The sequence below is a fragment of the Nocardioides sp. genome (assembly GCA_037045645.1).
Classification (GTDB): domain Bacteria; phylum Actinomycetota; class Actinomycetes; order Propionibacteriales; family Nocardioidaceae; genus Nocardioides.
The window spans coordinates 373744-386815 of the sequence record JBAOIH010000001.1 but is presented as its reverse complement, the minus strand read 5'-3'; the positions used below and the strand labels follow the sequence as shown (position 1 = coordinate 386815).

The window sequence follows — 13072 nt, the reverse complement described above, 5'->3', positions numbered from 1 at the left end:
CAAATACCTCTCAGACCTCTTCGACGGAGTTCGGCTCACGCCGGCTCAGGTCGATGCCAAGCTCCTCGGCCGCCCGGAAGTGGTCTTCCTCGGCGTCCTTCATCTCGATCGGAGTGCCGTCTTGCGACAGCACCTCGACGTTGAGGCAGAGCGACTGCATCTCCTTGACGAGAACCTTGAACGACTCGGGGATTCCGGAGTCGGGGATGTTCTCGCCCTTCACGATGGCTTCGTAGACCTTGACGCGACCAGGCACGTCGTCGGACTTGATCGTCAACAGCTCCTGGAGGGCGTACGCAGCGCCGTACGCCTCCATCGCCCAGACCTCCATCTCACCGAAGCGCTGGCCACCGAACTGGGCCTTACCGCCGAGCGGCTGCTGGGTGATCATCGAGTAGGGGCCGGTCGAGCGCGCGTGGATCTTGTCGTCGACCAGGTGGTGGAGCTTGAGGATGTACATGTAACCCACCGAGACCGGCTCGGGGAAAGGCTCCCCGGAGCGGCCGTCGAACAGGTTCGCCTTGCCGGTCTGGTCGATCATCCGATCGCCGTCACGGTTGGGCAGCGTCGCACCGAGCAGACCGGTGATCTCGTCCTCACGCGCACCGTCGAAGACCGGCGTGGCCACCTTGGTGTCCGGTGCCGCCTTGTCGGCGTGGATCGACATCAGCCGCTCGGCCCACTCTCCCCGGTCACCCTCGTACAGGTCGAGGTCCCAGCCCTGCTTGGCAAGCCAACCCAGGTGGAGCTCGAGGATCTGACCGATGTTCATGCGTCGCGGCACGCCCAGCGGGTTGAGGATCACGTCGACGGGGGTGCCGTCCTCCATGAACGGCATGTCCTCGATCGGCAGGATCTTGGCGATGACGCCCTTGTTGCCGTGGCGTCCGGCGAGTTTGTCGCCCACCGAGATCTTGCGCTTCTGCGCCACGTACACGCGCACCAGCTGGTTGACACCTGGCGGGAGCTCGTCGCCGTCCTCACGGTCGAACACGCGTACGCCGATGACCGTGCCGGACTCACCGTGCGGCACCTTCATCGAGGTGTCGCGCACCTCGCGCGCCTTCTCACCGAAGATCGCGCGCAGCAGCCGCTCCTCCGGCGTCAGCTCGGTCTCACCCTTGGGCGTGACCTTGCCGACCAGGATGTCGCCCGTGGTGACCTCGGCGCCGATGCGGATGATGCCGCGCTCGTCGAGGTCGGCCAGCATCTCGTCGGAGATGTTGGGGATGTCGCGGGTGATCTCCTCGGCACCGAGCTTGGTGTCGCGAGCGTCGACCTCGTGCTCCTCGATGTGGATCGAGGTGAGGATGTCCTCCTGCACCAGGCGCTGGCTGAGGATGATGGCGTCCTCGTAGTTGTGTCCCTGCCACGGCATGAACGCGACGAGGAGGTTGGTGCCCAGCGCCATCTCGGCCTTGTCGGTGCACGGACCGTCGGCGATCGGGCTGCCGATCTCCAGGCGGTCACCGTCGTCGACCAGCGGACGCTGGTTGATGCAGGTGCCCTGGTTGGACCGGCGGAACTTCGCCAACTTGTAGGTGGAGTAGGTGCCGTCGTCGTTGAGAGTCTCGACCGCGTCGGCCGACACGCTCTTGACCACGCCGGCCTTCTCGGCCACGACCACATCGCCGGCGTCGACCGCGGCGCGGTATTCGATGCCGGTGCCGACCAGGGGGCTGTCGCTGGTGATCAGCGGCACCGCCTGGCGCTGCATGTTGGCACCCATCAGCGCGCGGTTGGCGTCGTCGTGCTCGAGGAACGGGATCAGGGCCGTCGCGACCGACACCATCTGGCGCGGCGAGACGTCCATGTAGTCCACGTCCTCAGGCAGGATCTCGGACACGTCACCGTGACGCTGGCGTACGAGCACCCGCTCCTCGGCGAAGCGGCCGTCAGCGTCGAGCTTGGCGTTGGCCTGCGCGATGACGTAGCGGTCCTCGTCGTCAGCGGTCAGGTAGTCGACCTGGTCGGTGACCTTGCCCTTGACCACCTTGCGGTAAGGCGTCTCGACGAACCCGAACGGGTTGATCCGACCGTAGGACGCGAGCGAGCCGATCAGACCGATGTTGGGGCCTTCAGGAGTCTCGATCGGGCACATGCGGCCGTAGTGGCTGTGGTGCACGTCGCGCACCTCCATGCCCGCACGATCACGCGACAGACCGCCGGGGCCTAGCGCCGACAGACGACGCTTGTGGGTCAGACCCGAGATCGGGTTGGTCTGGTCCATGAACTGCGAGAGCTGCGAGGTGCCGAAGAACTCCTTCAGCGCCGCGACCACGGGACGGATGTTGATCAGGGACTGCGGCGTGATGGCCTCGACGTCCTGAGTCGTCATCCGCTCGCGTACGACCCGCTCCATCCGAGCCAGGCCGGTGCGCAGCTGGTTCTGGATCAGCTCGCCGACCGTACGCATGCGGCGGTTGCCGAAGTGGTCGATGTCGTCGGCCTCGACCTTGACCGGCTTCTCATCCTGACCGTGCACGACCGTGCCGGCGGCGTCGACCAGGTCGACCGCGTCGTCGGAGGTGTTGGCGTGCAACTGCACGATGTAGCGGATCGCGGCCACGATGTCGTCGATGGTCAGCGTCTGCTGGTCGAACGCCTCGTGCAGGCCGAGCTTCTTGTTCAACTTGTAGCGACCGACCTTGGCCAGGTCATAGCGCTTCTTGTTGAAGTAGTAGTTGTTCAGCAGCGTCTGGGCCGCCTCCTCCGTGGGCGGCTCGCCCGGACGGAGCTTGCGGTAGATGTCGAGAAGCGCCTCACGCTGGTCGGCGGTGTTGTCCTTCTCCAGCGTCAGCATCATCGACTCGTACTGCCCGAACTCCTCACGGATCTGGTCGTTGGACCAGCCGAGAGCCTTGAGCAGGACCGTGACGTTCTGCTTGCGCTTGCGGTCGAGGCGTACGCCGACCATGTCGCGCTTGTCGATCTCGAACTCCAGCCAGGCGCCACGGCTCGGGATGAGCTTGGCGGTGAAGATGTCCTTGTCGGACGTCTTGTCGGCCGTGCGCTCGAAGTAGACGCCGGGCGATCGGACCAGCTGCGAGACGACGACACGCTCGGTGCCGTTGATGATGAAGGTGCCCTTCGGGCTCATCAGGGGGAACTCACCCATGAAGACCGTCTGGCCCTTGATCTCACCGGTCTCGTTGTTGGTGAATTCGGCGGAGACGTAGAGCGGAGCGGAGTAGGTGAAGTCCTTCTCCTTGCAGTCCTCCACGGAGTACTTCGGCTCGTAGAAGACCGGGTCGTCGAACGACAACGACATGGTCTCGTTGAAGTCCTCGATCGGAGAGATCTCCTCGAAGATCTCCTGCAGCCCCGACTTCTCAGACACGTCGTCACCCTGGGCACGACGGCGCTCGACCTCGGCGGTCCATGCGTCGTTGCCGACCAGCCAGTCGAAACTGGCGGTCTGGAGGGAGAGGAGCTGAGGAAGCTCGAGAGGCTCGGTGATCTTTGCGAAGGAGATGCGGTGGGAATTGCTGCCAGAGTTGGTGCGAGCGGCCAAGATTCGTCCTTCTCACGGATACGCGAGTTTTGAGTTGCGCCCCTCACCACCGATCGGCCACCGGGCAGGCGGATAGGCATCTGAGAGAGGGCGAACCTGTAGGGTAACCCAGATCAGGGCATGACTCAACCCCCGGGTCAAACCGATTGCTGAATCATGCGTGAGCACAGGCAAAGAGTCAAGCACCGTCGTCTCCACCGGTGGTTGAGGAGCCGCGCAGCGGCGTCTCGAAACCACACCATCCGCACCGGTGGTTGAGGAGCCGCGCAGCGGCGTCTCGAAACCACACCATCCGCACCGGTGGTTGAGGAGCCGCGCAGCGGCGTCTCGAAACCACACCATCCGCACCGGTGGTTGAGGAGCCGCGCAGCGGCGTCTCGAAACCACACCATCCGCACCGGTGGTTGAGGAGCCGCGCAGCGGCGTCTCGAAACCACACCCGCGGGTCAACGGGGCGCGGGCGACGTCTTCAGGCCGTCCACCAGCCAGGAGGCGCCTCTGCGCGCCATCGTCACGGTGACCTGGTCGCGGTAGACGATCGGCTTGCGGTGGGCCTTGTTGGTCGTCGGGCGGTCGACGAAGACCAAGACTTCGACGCGGTCGTCCCCGGTGCGTACGACACCCGAGCTGATCACCCTCGCGGTCACTGTGGCCCGGGTCGCGGGCGCGTTGTCGCGGATGACCTGGAAGATCTTGGCGTACTCCTTGGCGTACGACGGGGTCAGCACCTCCTTGGCCGCCTGCTGGCTGGCGTCGAGGTCCTGGTGGTCGTACGACAGCACGGGCACGATGGCGCTCTCCGCGGCCGCGACTGCGGCGCGGGTCTCGGCCGCGCGTTGCTGCGCGGTGGGCACGGTGGTCCACAGCCAGGCGGCAGCGGCCAAGGCGAGCACGGCGAGAAGGGAGATGAGGGCCACGAGTCTGGCTGGTCTCGACTTCGCGGGACCAGTCAACGGCTCGGGCTCGGATTCCGGCTCCGGCTCTGCTGACGGCGCGAGCGTCGTGTCGTACGCCCGCCGCGCGTCCCCATCCAACAGCGTCTCTGCGGCTTGGTTGTAGGCCCGGAAACGCCGGTCTCCCGGGTCGAGGTCGGCGATGGCGGCCTTCCAGGCGGCGCGGATCTGGGTGTCGGAGGCCGACTGGTCCAGGTCGAGCAGGTCATAGAGATCGACTGCCACACTGCTGGGCACACTTCCGGGCACACTTCCGGGCACACTTCCGGGCTTCATCGCGCACCTCCCGCAGGACCGAAGTCATCGACGAGCCAGTCGCCGTCGACCTTCACAAGTTGCACGCTCAGGCGTACGGGCACCGGCTCCTGCGCGACCAGGCGAGACTTGCCGTCGGGATAGGAGTCGGTGAACGTGCCCGACACCAGCGCGACGGCGGAGTCCGCGTCCAGGTCGCTGATGCCGGTCGCGAACACTTCGGCGTCACGCGAGACGCCGCCTTGGGCCACCAACTGCTCGGCGAGCCGGCCACCCTCCTTGTCGAACTCGGCCGCGAACTTCGGCGTGATCACCTCGCGGACCTGCTCGGCGTACGCGGGCATCCGGCCTTGGGCATCGAGTTTGTCGGGGCCGTACGTCCCGATGCGCAGCATGAACTGCCGTGCCTGGCTCATCGCCGCTTCCCGCTGACGTTGGACGTCGTCATCACCACCGAGTCGGGTGGAGGCCACCCAGGCCAGGACGCCGAGGGCGACCACGAGCGCCAGCGCAGCGGCGATCAGGGGTCGGGTGATCAGCGAACGGTTGCGGCGGTCAAGGGCTGCAAGTAGAGCCATTTCCACGTCTCCTCCCCAAGAGTGGCCGGAGCCGGCCGATCAGCCCCTGCTGCACTCAACGAGTCACCCCAGGTGAGGTCACGCGTGGCGGGGTCATATGCAGCCACCGGCGTCAGCGCGCCCGCCCGGTTGGGCGCATGCTGCGCGCCGCGCGCATTGGTCGCGCTCGCCGGTTCGGTGCAGCGCGCGTTCACGGCCATCGGCCGGTTGGAGCCGTCTTGGGGCGGGCGCCGGTCGGTGCCTTCATAGCCACGGTGGCACAGCTTGTGTTCGGTCAGCACCAGGCCGAAGTGGGCGTCGTACTGACCGGTCGACGCAGTCTTGGCCACGACCGTGAACCCGCCCTCGACGACATAGGGATAGAGCGCGAGGATCTGCTCGACCCCGTCGAGTCGGCGTACGACGACCTCGCCGGTGGTGACCAGGTTGTTGAGCAATTCGGCCAGATCCACCTCGTTGTCTTCGAGGAAGCGACGCAACTGGTTGGCCGTGGCGCTGCCGTTGTCGATCACACGACGCAGATCCTGGTCGGCCCCGACCATCGCGCCGGAGAACTGACGGAAGCGTTTGGCGAAGACACGGATGTTGCGCGCCGAGGCGATCTGCCCCCGCAAGACCGTGTTGCCGTCGCGGATCAGTGCGGTGGTCACGTCGAAGTTCTCGTTGGCCGTGCCGATGAACCGGTTCGACGAGTCGATGATCGTGCTGAGGTCGCGACCCGCGCCCCCGAAGGCGAGACCGAGTTCGCCGACGACCGTACGCAGGTCGCGCTGGTCGACCGACTCAACCGTCTCACTGAGGTTGCCCAGCAATTGGGTGGTGCTGATCGGCAGCGCGGTGTCGGCCTGCGCGATCTCGGCACCCTCGCGCAGATAGGGCTTGGCGTCGGTCTGCGGTTGCAGTTCGACGTACTGCTCCCCCACCGCCGACCGGTTGCCCACCAGGGCGCGGGCATCGGCGGGGATCTGGTCGTACGACCGCTCGATGCCCAAGGCGACGTCGACGCCGCCCCGGGTGACCTCCATGTCCTCGATCCGCCCGACCGTCACGCCGCGATAGGTCACTAGCGCGCCGACGAACGCACCGCCGGAGTCGGCGAAGTGCGCCACGACCGTATAGGTGTCATCAGTGAAGAGCCGGTCGAGCCGGGCGTACTTCGCGCCGACATAGCTGACGCCGAGCAAGGTGATGATCACGAAGGCGATCAACTGCATCCTGGTGCGTTTGGTGATCATCGCCGGGCCTCCCCCGGGACCATGGCCGGCACCAGCAGTGACACCAACGCGGGATCGAAGGCCCTTGCAAGCTGGCGCATCGTGGGACCACGGGAGTCGTACGAAGCCCGCGGCTTGCGCCACGACACCGGCTCCGCGCGCGGCAGGGTGGGCAGCCCGGTGGGCAGGGTCGGCAGTGCCGTCGGCAACGAGGTGTTCACGCTCGGGAGTTCGGTGGGAAGCATCGTGGTCGGGATGCTCGGCAACGTCGGAAGTCCGGTCGGGAGCCCGGTCGGAAGGGTCGGCAGGGTGGGCAGGATCGTCGGCAACCCCGTCGGCAGACTCGGCAGCGTCGTCGGCAGTGCTCCGAGGTCGACGTCCAGGGTGATCGACAGGTTGGTGTAGTCGCCCATGTGCAGGTTGCGTGCCACCTGCGGGTCGCGGCCCACGACCTCGTCCACGAACGGATAGGTCAAGAAGACGTGGAACGAGTTCGCGAAATCGTCCCCGGTCTTGGCCAGTTGCGTCAGCACGGGATCCAGTTGGGTCAGCGCGTCGATGGTGGACGTCTTGGACAGCCGGATCACCCGGGTGCCGACTCCGCTGAGCTTGTTGAGCGACTTGAGCATCTTGACCAGATCACCGCGTTGCTCGTGGATCGAGTCCACGGCTGACGGGAGTTCGTCGAGGGCCGCCTCGATGTCGTCCATGTGCCGATTGGCCGTCACGGACAAACGGTTGAGTGCTTCGAGCGCGGTGACGATGTCACCCTTGTGGGAGTCGAGTTGGCCCATGAACGTACGCAGTTGGCGCAGCACCGAGCGCGCGGAGCCTTCACGGCCCTTCAAGACCTCGTTCAGTTCGGTGGAGATGGTCTTGAGCTGTCCCACGCCGCCGCCGTTGAGCAGCAGGCTGAGAGCTCCGAGCACCTCTTCGACCTCGGGATTGCGACCTGTCTGCGCCAAGGTGATCACGTCGCCGTCGCCGAGTCTTCCGCGGCCACCGTCGGCCGGAATATCGAGCGAGACGAACTTCTCGCCGAGCAGACTGGTCTGGCGCAGTTGAGCGGTGACGTTGTCGGGCAGTTCGAGGCCGCGTCTGAGTTCGAGTGTCGCCACGGCCGTGTCGGCCTCCAACTCGATGTCCTTGACCTTGCCGACCGTGACGTCGTTGAACTTCACCGTGCTGTTGGGCACCAGGTCGAGCACGTCGCGGAACTGGGCGGTCACGGTCATCGGCCGCGCCCCGGTGTCCGCACCACCGGGCAACGGCAACTTGTAGACGTCGAAGTCGCAGCCGCTCAACAACAGGCAGGCGCTGATGACAGCGGCGATCGTACGCACCACTCTCCTCATCGGTCGTCCTCCTGCACCAGGCCACCCAGGGTGGGATCGAAGACGTCCTGGCCGCGCGCCCCGCCCGTGAACGCGCCGGGGCGCGGCAAGATGCCCTTGATCGTGTCGCAGGTCTCTTCGCCTTGCGGCAGTTGCCCGACGAAGCTGCACAGCAGCAGGGCGGGATTGCTCTCCAGTTGGCTGACGATCTCGCCCAGGTTGGCGCGGGTGTCCAGCGTGCCCGCCTGCGGGTTGTAGGTCAGGGCCAGGTTGTTCAGCGCCAGCGGCCCGACCCGCAGCACCTCGTCGAGGGCGTCGCGCTGCTTGACCAACACCTTGGAGACTCGGTTGAGGCCCGTGATGTTGCGCCCCAGGCTCGCGCGGTTGTCCTTGACGAACTTCGAGACCGTACGCATGGCCAGGCCCAGGTTTCGCAAGGACGATGTGAGCGCCTTGCGTTCGCCGGCGAGCATCTCGGAGACGCGGGCCAGCGAGCCGTTGAACTGGCGTACGGTCTGGTCGTTCTCGGCCAGCGTGCGCAGGAACCGCTGCAACTTGGCGGCGGTGCCGAACAGGTCGTCGCGATTGCGATCCAGAGTGCCGGTGAGCGTCGAGAAGTCGGCGATCGTCTGCCGGAAGCCCTTGCCCTGGCCGTCGAAGTTGTCGGCCGTGACAGCGAGCAGATCCGAGAGCGCGCCGTGTTTGTTGGCCCCCGTCGGACCGAGCGCGACGTTGAGGTCGTCGAGGCTGGCATAGACCTGGTCGAGTTCGAGCGGAACCGAGGTGCGATCGGCGCGGAGCACAGCGCCGTCTTCCATCGCGGTGTCGCCCTTGCCGAAGACCGGGGTCAACTGCACGAAGCGATCGCCGACGATGCTCGGCGCCACGATGATCGCCTGGGCGTCCTCGGGCAGCGTCACGCCGGAGTAGTGCATCTTGACGATGACCTCCGTACCGGACGGCGTCACCGAGTCGACCTTGCCGACCGAGACGCCGAGCACGCGTACGTCACTGCCCTCGAAGACCGAGATCGCGCGCGGGAAGTGCGCGGTCAACGTCTTGGCGTCCTCCCCTCGGCCCAACACCGTGAACGCCATCACGGCCACCAGCGCGAGCAGCGCCGCGGGGAGCGCGTACTTCCTGAGGTCCATGTCAGCCTCCTACCTGCGGTGCGGGCGGCATGTTCTGGATGTAGGTGTCGAACCACGGTCCGGTGCCCAGCGTGTTGGCGAACACGCGATAGAAGGGCGCCATCAATCGCAGCGAGTTGTCGAGGTTGTCCTCGTTCTTGTTGAGGACGGCCACGACGTTCTCCAGATGGGTCAGGGCCGGCTTGAGATCGGCGCGGCTCTCCCGTACGAGGCGTCGCAGTTCTCGCGAGAGCTTCGAGGTCGAGGTGAGCAACCGGTGGATCTGCTCACGTCGGTCGACCAGTGCGCTGAAGAGCACATCGGCGTCGCTCATCAGCGCGATGATGTCGTCATCGCGCTTGTCGAGGATCGTGGAGACGTTGCCGAGGTTCTTGAGCAGGCTGTTGATCTGGTCGTCGCGTTTTGCGACGTTGCGCGACAGCGACGACAGACCGGTCAAAGCGCCGCGGAACTCTTCGGGGGTGTTGCGGGTCAGGTCGGCGACCGTGGTGAGGGAGCGCGCCAACTGGTCGGTGTCGATCTCCTCGGCCGTGTCTGCCAAACCGGCGAAGGCCTCCACGACGTCGTAGGGCGACGTGGTCCGCTCCAGCGGGATCTCAGCACCTTTTTTCATCTGGCCCTCACCCACGGGGTCGAGGGACAAGAACATCGAGCCGAGCAGGGTCTTGATCTTGATGGCCGCCACGGTCTGCGGGCCGAAGGCCGCATCACCTTGCACCCGGAACTCCACGCGTACGTGGTCGCCGTCGATCTCGACCGCCTGCACCTTCCCGACCCGGACACCGGCGATGCGGACCTCGTCGTTCTGCTTCAACCCACCCGCTTCGGAGAAGGCCGCGTAGTAGGTGTCTCCCCCGCCGATGATCGGCAGGTCCTGGGCGCGGAACGCAGCGAAGAGCAGACCGAGCAGGACGGCGATCGAGACGGCCCCCACGACGACGGGGTTGCGCTCGCGGAAGGGAATCACAGCGAACACCTGTCCGATCCGGTGTTGTAGCTGACCGGCAACGCCTGCCCGGTCGGCAGTGTGACCCGGCCCTGGAACTGGCACAGATAGAAGTTGAACCAGGAGCCGTAGGTGGCCGTACGCCCAACCTTCTCCAGTTTGATCGGCAGCACCTGCAGCGCGCGGTCGATCTCGCCCTTGTTCTTGTCGAGGTTGGCCGCGGTGACGCGCAGTTGCTTGATGTCGCGGGTGAAGGGCTCACGGATTCCGGCCACCAGTTGGGCGGTCTCGACCGAGAGGGAGGAGATGCCGTCGAGCGAGTCGAGGATGGCGTACCGATCCTTCTTCAGCCCGCCCACCAGGCGGCGGAAACTCGCGATCAGTTGCCCTAGTTCCTTGTCGCGCCGCCCCACGCGGACCAGCACCTTGTTCAGGTTGCGGATCAGGTCACCGATGATCTGGTCGCGGCTCGCGAGCGTCTGGGTGACCGAGGCCGTGTGCTGGAGCAAGTCTTCGAGCGTGCCGCCCTCACCCTGGAAGACCTGGATGATCTCGTAGGACAGCGTGTTCACGTCCTTGGGCGACAGCGCCTGGAAGAGTGGCTTGAACCCGTTGAACAGCACCGTCAGGTCGAGTGCGGGCTCGGTCTGCGCGAGCGGGATCGTCGCGCCCGCCTGGAGGCGGGTCACGTCCCCGATGCCGTCGGACAACGACAGATAGCGCTGTCCGACCAGGTTGCGAAACCTCAGTTGCGCGGTCGTCGCGCGGCTGATCGTGGTCGTGTCGGCGACGTCGAAGGTGATCAGGGCGCGGGTGCGCTCGAAGACCTCGATCTCCTTGACAGAGCCGACCTTGACCCCGGCTACCCGGACGTCGTCACCTTTCACCACACCTGTCGCATCACTGAAGACGGCCCGGTATTCGCGGCTGCTGCCGAAGGTCAGGTTGCCGACCAGGATCACGAGCAGGCCGGTGGCCAGCGAGGTGACCAGCATGAAGATGGCGAGCCGGACCAGGTCGACGCTGGTCTTCTTGTCGAGGATCATCGATAACTCACCTCGGCTCCGCGCGCCATCGGCGCGACCATGAGCACGGCCAGGTCATCGACCGCGTCAGGGGCGCTGCCCAGGGCCGGACCCAGCAGGCCCTTGAGCAGTGCAGTCTCGTCCTGGGTGCCGGCGGGGTCTGGCGTACGCGCGAATCCGGGGGTCGTACGCATGGTGCCTTTGCCGGTGGGCGAGTCGACGCCGTCGGCGAAGTTCGGCTGGGTCGCGGGGTTGGACTGCGTGAAGGGCGGGTTCGGCAGGTGCAGACACTTCGGCCCTGACTTCTCGCCGTAGCGGGGCCGATCGGCAGGTCCGTACGCTCGCGGTTGATTCGGGATCGTCTCCAGCACGATGTGCAGGGTGAAGTCGCGAAACGTTGCCGCCTGCAACTTGCCGGCGGCGACGATCCCCTTGGTCAGGCAGGGGTATTCGGGGGCGTACTTGGCCAGCACGCGCAGTTGTGCGGCACCGAGTTCGCCGACCCTGACGATGTTGTCGCCGTTGGCGTCGAGGAACCTTTCGGTGGTCGCGGAGAACGCGGACACATCCTGGAAGAGCGTGTTGAGCTTCTTGGCACGGCCCTTGAGCGTGCCGGTCGTGACGATGGTGTCGCGCAGGATCCCCGCGACCTCGGGCAGCACGTCGGAGTAGAGGTGCGCGACGTCGGTCGTCAGTTTGAGGTCCTCGACGATGTCGGGGATCTGGGGATTGAGCCGCTTGAGATAGCCGTCGAGCGTCTCCAGGTTCTCCCCGATGTCGTCGCCGCGACCCTCCAGCGCCGTGGCGAGCGCGTTGAGGGTGGCGTTGAGATCCGCGGGGCGTACGGCACGAAGCAGCGGGTAGAGGTCGGCCAGCACTTGCTCGACCTCGATGGACACCGCGCCCTTGGCGATCGTGGCACCGGGTTTGATCTCGCCGCTGGGACCGCCGTCGGGGATGATCAGCGAGACGTACTTCTCACCGAAGAGGGTCTTGGGCAGGATCAGACCGGTCACGTTGGCCGGCACCTGCTCGCGCTGGTCTTGGTAGAGGCCGAGCGTGATGTCGACGCCGCCTTCGTGCGGTTCGTAGTCGAGCACCTCGCCCACGAGCACGCCGCGTACTTTCACATCCGCGCGGGCGGGCAACTGCAGCCCGATCTTGCCCGCCTTGAGTGTCACCTCGTCATAGGAGGTGAACTTCTTGGTGAACACGCCGTACGTCAGGTAGACGCCGGTGAGCAGCAGCGCGAGGAAGACGGCACCGAGGACCCTGTGGTTCATCCCGCCAACCTCACCGTCGTCGTGGCACCCCAGATCGCCATCGAGAGGAACAGGTCGATCACGTTGACGGCGACGATGGACGTACGCACGGCGCGGCCCACCGCGACGCCGACACCGGCGGGTCCGCCGGAAGCGGTGAAGCCGTGGTAGCAGTGGATCAGGATCACCACGACGGCGAAGACGAGCACCTTGCCGAAGGACCAGAGCACGTCGCCGGGAGGCAGGAACTGGTGGAAGTAGTGGTCGTACGTCCCCGGGGATTGGCCGTAGAACTGCGTGACGACCAGGCGGCTGGCGAAGTAGGACGAGAGCAGGCCGACGACGTAGAGCGGCACGATCGCGATCAGGCCGCCGACGACGCGCGTGGCGACCAGGAACGGCATCGAGGGGATCGCCATCACCTCCAGCGCGTCGACCTCCTCGGAGATCCGCATCGCGCCGAGTTGGGCCGTGAAGCCGCAGCCGACCGTGGCGGCCAGCGCGATGCCCGCGACCAGGGGCGCGATCTCTCGGGTGTTGAAGTAGGCCGAGATGAAACCGGAGAAGGCTGAGGTGCCGAGTTGGTTGAGGGCGGCGTACCCCGACAAGCCGACCTGGGCGCCGGTGAAGAACGTCATGCCGAGGATCACGCCGACCGTGCCACCGATGACGGCCAGTGCACCGGACCCGAGGGTGACCTCGGCCAGGATCCGCATGATCTCGCGCGGGTAGCGGGTGATGGAACGGGGCACCGCCTTGAGCACGCCGAGATAGAAGGCGAGTTGACCGCCGAGGGTGTCGAGCCCTTTCAGCGGGCTGGTCGCGATGCTGGTGGCCATC

At 66.1% G+C, this 13072-nt stretch carries 10 protein-coding genes; all 10 read right to left on the bottom strand.

What is annotated here, in order from left to right:
• Nucleotides 1-10: 10 nt before the first annotated feature.
• The 10 genes from rpoB to V9G04_01855 all read right to left on the bottom strand — a co-directional run bounded on the left by rpoB (nucleotide 11) and on the right by V9G04_01855 (nucleotide 13071).
• Nucleotides 11-3514 carry a DNA-directed RNA polymerase subunit beta gene (gene rpoB / locus V9G04_01900; GenBank protein MEI2712061.1) on the bottom strand — a complete coding sequence of 1168 codons (3504 nt, stop codon included), beginning with the start codon at nucleotides 3512-3514 and terminating at the stop codon, nucleotides 11-13.
• Nucleotides 3515-3960: 446 nt separating this feature from the next.
• Nucleotides 3961-4743, bottom strand: coding sequence for a hypothetical protein (locus tag V9G04_01895; GenBank protein MEI2712060.1), 783 nt, complete (start codon nucleotides 4741-4743; stop codon nucleotides 3961-3963).
• Nucleotides 4740-5300 carry a hypothetical protein gene (locus V9G04_01890; protein MEI2712059.1) on the bottom strand — a complete coding sequence of 187 codons (561 nt, stop codon included), beginning with the start codon at nucleotides 5298-5300 and terminating at the stop codon, nucleotides 4740-4742. Before V9G04_01890 ends, V9G04_01895 begins: the two co-directional genes overlap by 4 nt.
• The gene (locus tag V9G04_01885) at nucleotides 5258-6535 is read right to left on the bottom strand and encodes an MlaD family protein (protein ID MEI2712058.1); all 1278 of its coding nucleotides are present in this window, start codon (nucleotides 6533-6535) and stop codon (nucleotides 5258-5260) included. The genes V9G04_01890 and V9G04_01885 overlap by 43 nt, the downstream gene beginning before the upstream one ends.
• Nucleotides 6532-7869 carry an MCE family protein gene (locus tag V9G04_01880; protein ID MEI2712057.1) on the bottom strand — a complete coding sequence of 446 codons (1338 nt, stop codon included), beginning with the start codon at nucleotides 7867-7869 and terminating at the stop codon, nucleotides 6532-6534. The genes V9G04_01885 and V9G04_01880 overlap by 4 nt, the downstream gene beginning before the upstream one ends.
• Nucleotides 7866-8999 carry an MCE family protein gene (locus V9G04_01875; protein MEI2712056.1) on the bottom strand — a complete coding sequence of 378 codons (1134 nt, stop codon included), beginning with the start codon at nucleotides 8997-8999 and terminating at the stop codon, nucleotides 7866-7868. The genes V9G04_01880 and V9G04_01875 overlap by 4 nt, the downstream gene beginning before the upstream one ends.
• A gap of 1 nt (nucleotide 9000) precedes the next feature.
• Complete coding sequence (locus V9G04_01870; GenBank protein ID MEI2712055.1) at nucleotides 9001-9966, bottom strand: MCE family protein; 966 nt, start codon at nucleotides 9964-9966, stop codon at nucleotides 9001-9003.
• Entirely contained in the window at nucleotides 9963-10991 is a 1029-nt protein-coding gene (locus V9G04_01865) for an MlaD family protein (protein ID MEI2712054.1), read from the bottom strand. The genes V9G04_01870 and V9G04_01865 overlap by 4 nt, the downstream gene beginning before the upstream one ends.
• Nucleotides 10988-12253: an MCE family protein gene (locus V9G04_01860; protein MEI2712053.1), complete on the bottom strand. Its 1266-nt coding sequence runs from the start codon at nucleotides 12251-12253 to the stop codon at nucleotides 10988-10990. The genes V9G04_01865 and V9G04_01860 overlap by 4 nt, the downstream gene beginning before the upstream one ends.
• Entirely contained in the window at nucleotides 12250-13071 is an 822-nt protein-coding gene (locus tag V9G04_01855; GenBank protein ID MEI2712052.1) for an ABC transporter permease, read from the bottom strand. The genes V9G04_01860 and V9G04_01855 overlap by 4 nt, the downstream gene beginning before the upstream one ends.
• Nucleotide 13072 lies beyond the last annotated feature (1 nt).

What these genes read in the sequence shown, in the direction of transcription:
- V9G04_01885 (MEI2712058.1), bottom strand. Translation starts at nt 6,535, where the DNA reads ATGATCACCAAACGCACCAGGATGCAGTTGATCGCCTTCGTGATCATC.
- V9G04_01880 (MEI2712057.1), bottom strand. Translation starts at nt 7,869, where the DNA reads ATGAGGAGAGTGGTGCGTACGATCGCCGCTGTCATCAGCGCCTGCCTG.
- V9G04_01865 (MEI2712054.1), bottom strand. Translation starts at nt 10,991, where the DNA reads ATGATCCTCGACAAGAAGACCAGCGTCGACCTGGTCCGGCTCGCCATC.
- V9G04_01890 (MEI2712059.1), bottom strand. Translation starts at nt 5,300, where the DNA reads ATGGCTCTACTTGCAGCCCTTGACCGCCGCAACCGTTCGCTGATCACC.
- V9G04_01860 (MEI2712053.1), bottom strand. Translation starts at nt 12,253, where the DNA reads ATGAACCACAGGGTCCTCGGTGCCGTCTTCCTCGCGCTGCTGCTCACC.
- V9G04_01855 (MEI2712052.1), bottom strand. Translation starts at nt 13,071, where the DNA reads ATGGCCACCAGCATCGCGACCAGCCCGCTGAAAGGGCTCGACACCCTC.
- V9G04_01895 (MEI2712060.1), bottom strand. Translation starts at nt 4,743, where the DNA reads ATGAAGCCCGGAAGTGTGCCCGGAAGTGTGCCCGGAAGTGTGCCCAGC.
- V9G04_01875 (MEI2712056.1), bottom strand. Translation starts at nt 8,999, where the DNA reads ATGGACCTCAGGAAGTACGCGCTCCCCGCGGCGCTGCTCGCGCTGGTG.